The following is a 12,801-nucleotide window of genomic DNA, read 5'->3' on the forward strand; positions in this document are numbered from 1 at the left end:
CAAACACAATGCTTATACCTTATAATAAATATGGTGCGTTTTAAGGGGTGGTGAATTCAATACAAGATTATATCTTTAATCTCTAAAACTAACAACAATGCAAAATTCTCTATTTAGTGACTTTGATGAGATTACCGCAAAACAATGGAAACAAAAAATCCAATTCGAGTTAAAGGGCGAAGATTATAACCAGACCTTACTAACTAGAACAGCGGAGGATATTAACATCAAACCCTTTTACCAAGGTGTAAAAGATGACCGTCCCATCACAATGCATCATCAAGGATGGAAAATTGCAGAAAAAATATATGTAAAAAACAAAAGCGCTTCAAATGTTAGTATTCTAAAAGCACTTGAAAATGGTGCTGAGGGTCTGTACTTAACCATTGCCTCAAAGGACATCTCTTTAGAGGCGGTCCTTAATCAAGTTCCTTTAGAGGGACTGCAGATCGATTTTGAATTTGAATTTTTCTGCGTCGATTTCATTGATTCACTACTAAGGTTTTTCACAGGCAAAAAAGCCAAGCTTCATTTAAACCTAGACATTATAGGTCGTTTAGCTAGGCAGGGGAACTGGCATGAAAATCAAAAGAAGGATTTTGAGAAGCTGTCCTGGATTATAAACCAAGTCCAAGAAAGCAGCCAAGTCGAGAGTTCAATAGCTATTGACCTGAGTTTATACCAAAATGCTGGAGCGACCATGGTACAACAATTGGCCTATGGCCTTTCTCATGCTAATGAATACTTAGATTATTTTAAGGACACCTGCGTGAATGTTACCTTTCTCAACAGCATGTCTGGGAACTATTTCTTTGAAATCGCTAAACTTAGAGCTATACGTGTATTGTGGGAAAATTTGATCTCGGCCTATCAAATACCTTCCAAACTATTTATTCACAGTACCCCATCAAGGCGCAATAAAACCCTGTACGACTACAATCTCAACATGCTGCGAACCACTACGGAATACATGAGTGCTATATTAGGGGGATCAGACCGAATTTCATTTCTTCCCTACGATGCTATATACCACAAGGACAATGAATTTTCCTCCCGGATCGCCCGCAACCAGTTGTTAATTTTAAAACATGAAAGTTATTTTGACACAGTAAAAAATCCAGCAGATGGGACCTATTATATTGAAGAACTCTGCCGTGAGTTGTGTGAAAAGGCCTTTAAGCTCTTTAAACAAATAGAGAAAAGTGGAGGCTTTTTATCACAATTAAAATCGCATCAGATTCAAAAGAAAATAAAAGAGAGTGCCAGTAAAGAATCCACCCGTTTTCAAGAAAATACCACGGTGCTTGTGGGTACAAACCGTTATGAGAATCCACAGGACAGAATGTCTGAGGATTTAGAACTTTATCCATTTGTAAAGACCAATTCAAGAAAAACACTCATCGAACCCATTATAGAGAGACGCCTATCAGAGCAGCTAGAAAAACAACGACTAAAGACTGAAACACCATGAGTAGGAAAGACCTCCAAGAACTTGAATTAAGCTTTGACAAGTTTTATAATCAAAAACCACAAAGTGATACCAAATATAATACCGCTGAAGATATCGCTCTAAAGGCTCATTATACTAAAGAAGATATTGCCCAGCTTGATCATTTAAATTTTGCTGCAGGCTTTCCTCCTTATCTCCGTGGTCCGTACACCACTATGTATGTTAGAAAACCATGGACCATACGACAGTATGCTGGATTTTCTACCGCAGAAGAAAGTAATGCATTTTACAGAAGAAATCTAGCGGCGGGTCAAAGAGGGCTTTCAGTAGCATTTGATCTAGCCACACATAGAGGGTATGATTCCGATCACCCACGGGTAAATGCTGATGTCGGAAAAGCAGGAGTGGCAATCGATAGTGTGGAGGATATGAAAATTCTGTTCGACCAAATCCCTTTAGATCAGATTTCGGTATCCATGACTATGAATGGTGCGGTGCTTCCAATAATGGCATTTTATATCATTGCAGCACAAGAACAAGGCGTTAGTGAAGATAAACTTTCTGGAACCATACAAAATGATATTTTGAAAGAATTTATGGTTCGTAATACGTACATATATCCACCAGAACCTTCGATGAAGATTATTGCAGATATCTTTGAATATACAAGTGGTAACATGCCAAAATTTAACAGTATAAGTATCTCTGGCTACCATATGCAAGAAGCAGGAGCCACAGCGGATATTGAGCTGGCTTACACCTTGGCCAATGGACTAGAATACATTAAAACAGGGCTATCCCAAGGGATGGACATCGATGAATTTGCACCAAGGCTTTCATTTTTCTGGGGAATAGGAATGAATCACTTTATGGAAATTGCCAAATTAAGAGCCGGTAGAATGCTCTGGGCAAAATTACTAAAGCAATTCAACCCTAAAAAAGACAAGTCTAGTTCCCTTAGAGCCCATAGCCAAACCAGTGGATGGAGTTTAACCGAACAAGACCCCTTTAACAATGTTGCTAGAACATGTATTGAAGCTGCTGCTGCGGCATTTGGCGGGACACAGTCCTTACATACCAATGCGCTGGATGAGGCCATTGCTCTACCTAGTGATTTCTCTGCTCGTATTGCAAGAAACACCCAATTGTATCTACAACATGAAACAGGGATTACCAAAACCGTTGACCCATGGGCAGGAAGTTATTATGTAGAACGCCTAACGGCAGATATTGCTCAAAAGGCCTGGAAACATATCAAAGAGATTCAGTCACTTGGAGGAATGACAAAGGCAATTAGCTCTGGTATTCCGAAAATGCGGATCGAACAGGCAGCAGCCCGAAAACAGGCCAGAATAGATAGTGATCAAGACCTTATAATAGGAGTGAATAAATACCAATCCCCAGAGGAGGACTTCTTAGAGGTTTTAGAGGTCGATAATCACGCCGTACGCCAAGGACAAATCGATCGATTACAACAACTCAAACAAAAAAGAGACAATACAAAGGTCCAAGAGTGTTTAAAGAAAATCCAACAAGCAGCACAAGTAGGCCAAGGAAATTTACTAGCTTTAACCATTGATGCCGCAAAAGAGCGTGCTACATTGGGTGAAATATCAACTGCCCTTGAGAATAGTTTTGGCCGTTATAAGGCCCAAGTACAAACTTTTAGTGGAGTATATGCCAAAGAAGTGAACAAGGATACCAACTTTGAAAAAGCAAGAATGTTAGCAGACCGCTTTGCCCAGCAAGATGGTCGAAGACCCCGCATTATGATAGCCAAAATGGGACAAGATGGCCATGACAGGGGCGCTAAAGTAGTGGCAACAGGCTATGCCGATATAGGCTTTGATGTCGATATTGGCGCATTGTTTCAAAGCCCAGAAGAGGCTGTCAAACAAGCCGTGGAAAACGATGTTCACATCTTAGGAATATCCTCTTTAGCTGGAGGGCATAAAACTCTTATTCCGGAAATTATGGAATCTTTAGAAGCCTACCAAAGAGAGGACATTATGGTGATCGTCGGTGGAGTTATTCCTAAGAAAGATTATGAATTTTTATTTGATAATGGTGTAGTGGCAGTATTTGGTCCTGGTACTAAAATCAGTGATGCAGCAATTACAATTTTAGAGATTTTAATGGACTAATTATTAATTAAGATATTTTTGTCCTAATTAAATTTTCAATGTATATTTGTACCCAATAAAACAAGACATTTATGTTTTCAAAGGCATGTGAATACGGAATTAAAGCAGCAATCTATATTACGCAAAACTCGCTTTTAAACAATCGAGTAAGTTTAAAAGAGATTGCTGCTGAGATTGATTCACCTGTAGCATTTACAGCTAAGATATTACAAGACTTGGCTAGAAATCAGGTAGTCACTTCCATTAAAGGCGCCCGTGGAGGTTTTGAAATTCACAATCCTGGAGAACTTAAATTATCCCAAATTGTCAAGGCTATTGATAGCGATGATGTTTATAAGGGATGTGGTTTGGGTCTAGTAAAATGTGATGAGCTTAACCCCTGCCCTATTCACGATAAATTCAAAGTCGTTCGCGAAAATTTAAAAGAAATGTTAGAAAATACTTCTTTAAAAGAACTCGCTCTTAAGCTTGATGACGGGACAACTGTTTTAAAAATTTAACGACAAATTAAAAAAATTTAAACAGAAATAGGATATAATTGTCCGATTTAACGACACATAAGCAATGAACAAAGAACGAAAACTATGGATATTATTTTCGGCTGTAATGGTACTCTCTTTTGCAGTGCTTGGTTACTACGGTTTTGAGATTTACCAACAAATGCCACCTGTTCCCAAATCGGTTCAAACCGAAGATGGGACAGTGATTTTTACCGAAAAAGAAATTTTAGACGGCCAAAATGTATGGCAAAGTATAGGTGGACAGGAAGTAGGCTCAATTTGGGGTCACGGTGCATATCAGGCACCTGATTGGACGGCAGACTGGCTTCACCGTGAGGCCTTGTTGATTCTTGATCAGTATGCCAACAAGCAATACAATATAAACTATCAGCAAGCCAGCCCAGCACAGCAAGCTGCCCTTGAGGTGGATCTTCAAGAGTATATTCGTAAAAACACCTATGATCCAATCAGTGAAGTGATATACATCTCCAAGGAGCGTGCTATTGCAATAGAAGAATTAACTCAGTATTATTCCTCACTTTTTACAGACGATCCAGATTTTGAAAAGCTCCGGCACGATTATGCTATTCCAAAAAACTCTCTTAAAGATCCTGAAAAGCTAAAGCAACTCAATGCCTTTTTCTTTTGGGCTACTTGGGCTACTGTAACACAGCGTCCAGATTCGCAGGTAAGTTACACTCACAACTGGCCAGCAGACGATTTAGTCGGAAACAAGGCTACTACTGAGTTATTGGCATGGTCGGGGGTGAGTATTATCCTGCTTATTCTATGCATTGGTATTATGGTATTCTATCACGTGAGATCTGGTGGTGAAGACGAAGTATTAGCTCCCGCGAAAGACCCACTTTTAAAACAAGGCATTACTCCTTCTATGCGTCTAACCAAGAATTATTTCTGGGTGGTTTGTTTACTGATGGTACTACAGATGGTACTAGGAATTATCACTGCCCACTACGGGGTTGAAGGCGATGGACTTTATGGTATCCCCCTAGACCAGTTCCTTCCATATTCGGTATCCAGGACTTGGCATACCCAACTAGCTATATTCTGGATCGCAACAGCTTGGTTAGCAACTGGTCTTTACATTGCCCCAGCGGTATCTGGAAAGGACCCTAAATACCAAAGCCTGGGTGTAAACCTACTATTTATATCCCTTTTGATCATTGTAGTAGGGTCTATGATTGGACAATGGATGGGAATCATGCAAAAACTGGATCTTATTGATAACTTTTGGTTTGGACACCAAGGGTACGAATATGTGGATCTTGGGAGATTCTGGCAGCTGTTTTTATTTGTAGGCTTATTTATTTGGTTAGCCTTAATGGTTCGACCACTAATTGATATTATAAGACAAAAAACAGCAGAAAAAAACCTCATCATTTTATTTCTAGTTTCTTGTTGTGCTATTGCTTTGTTCTACGGCGCTGGCCTTATGTGGGGTAGACAAACCAATTTGGCTATCGCAGAATATTGGAGATGGTGGGTCGTTCACCTTTGGGTAGAAGGATTTTTCGAAGTGTTTGCTACCGTTGTAATCGCATTCCTATTTGTAAGACTTGGCCTTTTAAAAACCAAAACGGCTACTTTAAACGTGCTCATTGCGACAATTGTATTTATGTCCGGAGGAATTCTGGGAACCTTCCATCACTTGTATTTCAGTGGAACCCCAACAGCGGTTATGGCCCTTGGAGCTACCTTTAGTGCTCTAGAAGTGGTGCCTTTAACTCTTATAGGATATGAGGCCTATCACAACTATAAAGTGACCAAATCAACCCAGTGGATCCAGGATTATAAATGGCCTATCTATTTTATGATCGCCGTGGCGTTTTGGAACTTTCTTGGAGCTGGGGTTTTCGGATTTATTATCAATCCGCCGATTGCCTTGTATTACATCCAAGGCCTAAACACCACTGCTCTACATGCACACACAGCCCTATTTGGAGTCTACGGTATGTTAGGTATTGGTTTAATGCTCTTTGTGCTAAGAAGTTTATACAGAAATGTTAAATGGAATGATCGTCTAATAGCCATCACTTTTTGGACCTTAAATATCGGATTACTCGCTATGGCCCTTTTAAGTCTACTTCCAATTGGAATATGGCAAGCCGTTGAGAGCATTGAACACGGTATGTGGTATGCGAGATCCTCTGAACTTATGCAACACCCAACAATGATCACCCTTAAATGGCTTAGAACTATAGGTGATGTTGTATTTGCAGTTGGAATTCTAAGTTGTTGTTATTTCGTATTCGATCTAACTATTAAAAATAAAATTAATTCAAAATAGAACAGTCATGGAAAATTTAATGAATGAAACCATTGGTCAAGTAGTGGCAGAAAATTTTAGAACTGCCGCAGTATTCTACAACCACGGAATCGATTTTTGCTGCCGAGGTAATAGAGTCATAAATGATGTATGTGAGAAGAAAAATATCGATCCCACTAAATTGGAAGCCGAACTCAGGGAAGCACTCGATACCGCTGGTAGAGGAGTTGATGATCCAAGGACTTGGACATTAGCAAAGCTCATCGACCATATTGTCCCAACGCACCATAGGTACGTTGAACAAAAGTCACCTATCCTATTGCAATTCTTAGCCAAACTCTGCAAGGTGCACGGAGAGGCTCACCCTGAACTTTTTGAAATTCACGAGCACTTTCAATACACCGCAGGTGACCTAGCCGCTCATATGAAAAAGGAAGAACTCATGCTTTTCCCACAAATTAAAAAAATGGAAAACGCCCAAAAAACTGGGACTACTTGGACACCTCCTGGGTTTGGAACGGTTAAAAATCCAATTGCTATGATGATGCAAGAACACGAAGATGAAGGTGACCGATTTGTGAAAATCAGTGAACTCTCCAATAATTACACCCCACCAGCAGATGCGTGCAATACATATAGGATTACCTATGCCATGTTGGATGAGTTCGAAAAAGATCTTCACAGGCATATCCACTTGGAAAACAACATTCTGTTTCCTAGGGCTATTGAATTAGAAAGCGCTGTGGTTTAAAGCCCGGTTATAAACCATAAAAGAAGCGATGCTATTTACATTAAAAAGTAGCTTTGAACGAGCAATTATGTTTTGAGTTTTTGTTCCTAGGTTTGTTCTACCATAAGTGATTCTTACCCTTACCCCTTAGAATCACTTATGGTATTGTATTTAAATTTGTAAAAGCCCTGCCCCTTAATAATTCTTTTGACCTACATATTAACTACTATAATGGTAACTTTTATACCTTTATAGCAACTGTAAATCATCCTGAAATCATTTTTGTAATGGAAAAGAAATTCATGAGCCTGTGTTTTAGTAATTTCCTAATTGCTGCAACACTAGGACTATTCCTTAGGTTCTTGTATATATATCCAACCACTGGTTTTAACTTTAAATTCCTAACCCATGCTCATTCACATATCGCTATGTTAGGATGGGTTTATTTATCCATCCAGTGTTTTGTTGTGGGCTGGTTCATCAAAGGTTCCTTAAAGAAATACAAGCGATTATTTTGGGTTACACAATTGGCAGTTTTAGGAATGCTACTTAGTTTTCCAATTCAAGGGTATGCAGCCATATCAATTAGTTTTTCAACCCTTCATATCTTTTGTAGTTATTTCCTTGCCTACTACTGCTTAAAAGAAATTAAACCGATCAATCCTGCCAATAAATTCATGCGCTGGGCATTTATCTTTATGATACTCTCTACCATCGGTGTTTGGTGTTTAGGTCCAACCGTTTCTCAGCTTGGGAAATCGTCCCCTTTTTATCAATTGGCCATTCAATATTTCTTACATTTTCAATTCAATGGGTGGTTTTTATTTGCGGTTCTATCCATATTACTTAAAATTCTGAAGATACCCAATAGCTCATTAGTTAGCAAAGTCTATACTCTTGGGATTATATCTACTATATTGACTTTTGCCTTTCCAGCAAGTTGGTATCTAAATTTAGACATGCTGTATTGGGTGAACGCCCTAGGAGTTATATTACAGCTGGCAATGTTGTATTACCTAGTTAGATTACTAAGACAACCTCTTGGTGATTATCTAAGCAACCAAAATACGCTGGTAAAGAACCTATACCGCTTTGCCATTTTTAGTTTTATGATCAAGGTAATTACCCAAATATTTTCATGTGTGCCATATATTGCAGACCAGGCACATCTCTACCGAAATTTAGTAATAGGATTTATCCATCTTTTTATGCTTGGGATTATCAGCAGTCTGCTGTTTGTATATTTCTACCGAAGTTTAAGAGTATCGAACCTCTTTTGCTTTAAATGGGGATCTTATTTATTTCTTATTGGAATCGTTGTAACAGAACTACTGCTTTTCACTCAAGGTTTAATCTATATCCTTAGGTTAGGTTCTGGATTACCCCAATACTATTTGTGGTTATTTATTGGAAGTGCCGTACTGGTGGTAGGGATCCTTCTATTACTTATAAGCGTTTTGCAAAGTTCAGTACTAAAAATTGGCCTAGCCGAAGTATCACAAACAACGTAACCTAAAGAAATAACATCCACTTTTATTGCATAGCAGAAATCGCCTTTTCTACTTGCTTTACAATAGCATCAGGACCTACATTGATTCCTTCCTGCTGAAAAGCTAGTTCTCCTTTTTCATTAAAAACACTGATAATATTGGAGTGTGAAAAATCAATAGGTGAAATTTTGCGATAATTGACCGCTAGCACTGCCGCGAATTCTCTAGTATTAGCCTTAGAAGATCGTAGAAACACCCATGGATCTTGATCCATATGGTTTTCTATAGCGAATGACTTTAAGCGCTCTGGGGTATCGGTCTCTGGATCGATACTAATGAGCAACATTTGTACTTTATCCAATTGATCCTCAGGCAAGCGATCCTTAATGGTTCGCATATCAGCAACCAATCTTGGACATGCTATTTGGCATGAGGTATAAATCATTACACTGACCAAAACTTTTCCTCGGTAATCCAAAAAACTAACATCCTTACCATCCTGATTGGTCCACTGGGAAGGCAAATTGTATATAGACATATCAGAAATCGCCTGATCACTACTTACTACATGTGTTGGTTGATCATCGCTTTGATCCTTTTTATCCGTAGCAGTGTTGCATGAGATAAATAGACTCATTAACACTAAGCCCATCATGTTATATCGATTCATCATAATTCTGTTGTTGACAATTTAATTAATATCTAAGGCACATCTAAACCCGAGGTTCTTTACCGCATAACGCGCTTTAATACTTCCTCTAAAAGCATAGCGCATAAAGGCGGCATAGTTCATCAAATCTGTAGCACCAATGGAAGCTGCACCGCAGAATAGGTTCTGATCGCTATCCACATCCCTACGCGATTCTCCAGATAACATCACTGAATTATAATCCATGGTCCATTCCCACACCAAATCGTGCATATCGTAGACCCCCCAATAATTCGGTTGTTTTTGTCCAACACTTAGAAGGGCTGTATTTGGGGTTTCATACCAGGATAAGATTTTTTCGGTATAATTCACATCCTTTCGAGCGTCTTTTTTAGTCTCATCGGCCATTGCAACATACTCCCATTCATCTAGGGTTGGTAGCCGTTTACCTTGACATTCACAATAAGCCTTGGCTGCAAACCAAGACACATAATTAACAGCAGCATTTTCATTGAGCTCATCCCCTAGCAGGATATCACTTTCCCAACTCTTTAAATACCCCTTATCGGCAAAAATGGATTTGATATTAGAACGTTTCCATGAAGGATTGGTCTTTACAAATTGAAGATAATCTTTAACACTAACAGGATATTTATCAAGAAGAAAAGCATCCACCTTGACTGCTACCGTATCATTACCGTAAAGTGGAATATACTCCCCTGCCCTAATACGAGCCATGGTTGGTTGCTGGGCTAGCGCTATGGTAGTGAGCAGTAAACATATTATAAGAACTCCGTATTTTTTAAATTCTGCCATCATAACCATCTTTTAGTAACTGTTAAACAATCCAATAGGACCTAGATTCAAGATAATATTGTATAAAAAGGGGGCGCTGGGGAATTAAACTAAACTCCTAGTAAGCCCCCCTTTATATAATTCACCACTACTCCCCAGCCCTAACTTTTGCCACCATTTCTGGGGTAACCCGTGCTTTTGAGTTATCCCAACTGTGATAGATATAAGTCAGTACGTTGGCAATCTCCTCATCAGAAAGTCTTTGACTAGGCATTACGTTATTATAAGTTGATCCATTTACAGTAATTTCTCCTTGTAAACCTTGTAGGACAATTTTAATACTTCGATCCACATCAGCATTCAGATAATCTGCTGCAGCTAGTGGAGGGAACACATTCTCTATCCCCTGCCCTTCTGATTGGTGACAAGCAAAACAAGTAGCCATATAGATTTGTTTTCCATAAGCCAATTGATCCTCTAAATCCACTGCTGTTGGTGGGGTAATGACCTCATTATTAGAAGGTAATTCTTGAATTGTTCCCCCTTCTGGTTGATAGATTCCTTCTCTTAATTCTCCAGAGAACACTTTAAGGTTTTCATCACCTGAAACTTGCAATTGTGCTAAAGCCCCTTTGTTAAATGCTCTAAATACAGAGTGATCCAACAACACATAACTACCAGGTACATTTACTTTAAATTCTACAATAGCAGCGCCTCCAGCTGGGATCAATGTTGTTTGTACATTCTCGTTGATCAAATCACCTCCTTCAACGTGGACTCTATCGAAAATCTCACCAATCACATGAAAGGACGAAACAAGGTTTGGACCTCCATTTCCGACATACAATCGAACGGTCTCACCAGCTTTAGCGGTGATCGCATTTTTACCTACCATCGAACCAGTGTGTCCGTTAAAGACCACATAATCCGCCTGTTCTGCCATCGCTTTTTCCATATCAAATGGTTGAAGTCCCCTATCGCCAGTTTTTCCTTTGGTATAGAAGTCTCCCTGCATGATATAGTACTCCTTATCCACAGGTGGTAATCCTTCTTCTGGTTCTACTAAAATCAATCCGTACATCCCGTTAGCGATGTGCATCCCCACAGGAGCTGTAGCACAGTGGTATACAAACAAACCAGGGTTGAGTGTTTTAAAAGAAAATGATTTCTCATACCCAGGAGCCACGAAGGATGATTCGGCACCACCGCCAGGACCGTTCACAGCGTGCAAGTCGATATTGTGAGGCAACTTGTTGTCTGGGTGGTTCTTTAAGGTGAACATAATTTCATCCCCTACCTTGGCGCGAATAAAGCTCCCTGGAACAGTTCCACCAAAGGTCCAGAAAACATAATTTACCCCATCTGCAAGCTCCATTTCCTTCTCTACAATTTCCATATCCACAATCAACTTTTTAGCCTTACGCTTAGCGGTGGGTTTGGGTACAAAAGGTGGCGAAGTAAGATCCGCAACCATTTCTAATTCTACATTAGAGTGCTCTAAATCTACGGTTTCTTCCTTTTTAGTAGAGCAAGAATAAACCAGTAAAAGGCAAACGAAAAATTTAATTAAATTACTCATAGCTATAACATTTTAATTAGGATTTTAATAAATCGGATAACTTTATCTTATTTGAAACAAATATACACTGAACCCCAGATAAAAAATATGATTTAAGTCATAATTTGCGAATGATTTGAAAGTCAAAATTGGATAAATTAGATTACATTTGGTTTAGGAGAAAAAAAGTTATTTTGTTTATAAATATATTTAAAAATATGAATTACAGCAAAAAAATGCTTCGCGACAATGCCTTAAAAGGTAAGACAATAGTAGTAACTGGGGGCGGAAGTGGTTTAGGTAAAGCCATGACGCGTTATTTTTTGGAATTGGGAGCACAAGTAGCCATTACCTCAAGGAACCTAGAAAAATTACAAAAAACAGCGGTGGAACTACAAGAGCAAACAGGCGGAAATTGCTTTGCTGTGTCCTGTGATGTTAGACATTATGAACAGGTGGAGGCCATGCACAAGGCAGTTGTTGAAAAGTTCGGAAAGATTGATGCTCTTCTTAACAATGCAGCAGGTAATTTTATTTCTCCCACAGAACGACTTTCTTCTAATGCTTTTGACACCATTATAGATATAGTATTAAAAGGGACAAAAAATTGCACCTTGGCCTTTGGCAAGCATTGGATTGAGAGTAAACAAACCAATACCACAGTATTAAATATAGTGACAACATACGCTTGGACAGGTTCTGCCTATGTCGTTCCCTCAGCTACGGCCAAGGCTGGTGTGTTAGCCCTAACACGCAGCTTGGCAGTTGAATGGGCAAAATATGGAATGCGCTTTAATGCCATTGCACCTGGCCCCTTCCCCACAAAGGGAGCATGGGACCGTTTATTACCAGGTGATTTAAAAGAGAAATTTGACCTAGCTAAAAAAGTACCACTCAAAAGAGTGGGTGAACATCAAGAGCTCGCTAACCTTGCCGCTTATATGGTTTCAGACTTTTCAGCCTACCTCAATGGAGAGGTGATCACTTTAGACGGTGGAGAATGGCTAAAAGGTGCTGGTCAATTTAATATTTTAGAAGCTATACCCGAGACAATGTGGGATCAGCTCGAAGCCATGATTCGTGCTAACAAGAAGTAAAATTTCAAAATTAAAATCATAAAAACCACCCTATTTTCACTAAATAAGACCAATTTGTAGTTGTTAATTACTTTGTTGGCTAACTGTTAACAAAATTCATT

General features: G+C 39.1%; 10 protein-coding genes. 7 read left to right on the forward strand and 3 right to left on the reverse strand.

Annotated features, from left to right (window positions below):
• Positions 1-97 precede the first annotated feature (97 nt).
• The 6 genes from I215_RS05995 (at position 98) to I215_RS06020 (ending at position 8,622) form a co-directional block, all read left to right on the forward strand.
• Entirely contained in the window at positions 98-1,471 is a 1,374-nt protein-coding gene (locus I215_RS05995; RefSeq protein WP_008991070.1) for a methylmalonyl-CoA mutase subunit beta, read from the forward strand.
• Complete coding sequence (gene scpA, locus I215_RS06000) at positions 1,468-3,594, forward strand: methylmalonyl-CoA mutase (protein ID WP_008991071.1); 2,127 nt, start codon at positions 1,468-1,470, stop codon at positions 3,592-3,594. Before I215_RS05995 ends, scpA begins: the two co-directional genes overlap by 4 nt.
• Before the next feature lie 71 nt (positions 3,595-3,665).
• The gene (locus I215_RS06005) at positions 3,666-4,094 is read left to right on the forward strand and encodes an RrF2 family transcriptional regulator (protein WP_008991072.1); all 429 of its coding nucleotides are present in this window, start codon (positions 3,666-3,668) and stop codon (positions 4,092-4,094) included.
• 64 nt (positions 4,095-4,158) lie between these two features.
• Positions 4,159-6,402, forward strand: a complete 2,244-nt coding sequence (locus tag I215_RS06010; protein ID WP_008991073.1) for a nitric-oxide reductase large subunit — start codon at positions 4,159-4,161, stop codon at positions 6,400-6,402.
• A gap of 7 nt (positions 6,403-6,409) precedes the next feature.
• Complete coding sequence (ric, locus tag I215_RS06015) at positions 6,410-7,132, forward strand: iron-sulfur cluster repair di-iron protein (RefSeq protein ID WP_008991074.1); 723 nt, start codon at positions 6,410-6,412, stop codon at positions 7,130-7,132.
• A 266-nt stretch (positions 7,133-7,398) separates the two neighbouring features.
• Positions 7,399-8,622 carry a hypothetical protein gene (locus I215_RS06020; RefSeq protein WP_040459894.1) on the forward strand — a complete coding sequence of 408 codons (1,224 nt, stop codon included), beginning with the start codon at positions 7,399-7,401 and terminating at the stop codon, positions 8,620-8,622.
• A 22-nt stretch (positions 8,623-8,644) separates the two neighbouring features.
• Here the strand turns inward: I215_RS06020 and I215_RS06025 are convergent, their stop codons facing one another.
• The 3 genes from I215_RS06025 to nirK form a co-directional block, all read right to left on the reverse strand.
• Positions 8,645-9,274 (reverse strand): SCO family protein, encoded by a 630-nt coding sequence (locus tag I215_RS06025; RefSeq protein ID WP_008991076.1) that lies wholly within the window; start codon positions 9,272-9,274, stop codon positions 8,645-8,647.
• 18 nt (positions 9,275-9,292) lie between these two features.
• Positions 9,293-10,075 carry a formylglycine-generating enzyme family protein gene (locus tag I215_RS06030; protein ID WP_008991077.1) on the reverse strand — a complete coding sequence of 261 codons (783 nt, stop codon included), beginning with the start codon at positions 10,073-10,075 and terminating at the stop codon, positions 9,293-9,295.
• A 118-nt stretch (positions 10,076-10,193) separates the two neighbouring features.
• Positions 10,194-11,624, reverse strand: coding sequence for a copper-containing nitrite reductase (gene nirK, locus I215_RS06035; protein ID WP_008991078.1), 1,431 nt, complete (start codon positions 11,622-11,624; stop codon positions 10,194-10,196).
• Positions 11,625-11,821: 197 nt separating this feature from the next.
• On the opposite strand from nirK, the gene I215_RS06040 reads away from it, so the two are divergent.
• Positions 11,822-12,700 carry an SDR family oxidoreductase gene (locus I215_RS06040; RefSeq protein ID WP_008991079.1) on the forward strand — a complete coding sequence of 293 codons (879 nt, stop codon included), beginning with the start codon at positions 11,822-11,824 and terminating at the stop codon, positions 12,698-12,700.
• Positions 12,701-12,801: the final 101 nt, after the last annotated feature.

Origin of the sequence: Galbibacter marinus (genome assembly GCF_000300875.1) — a bacterium.
Lineage (GTDB): Bacteria > Bacteroidota > Bacteroidia > Flavobacteriales > Flavobacteriaceae > Galbibacter > Galbibacter marinus.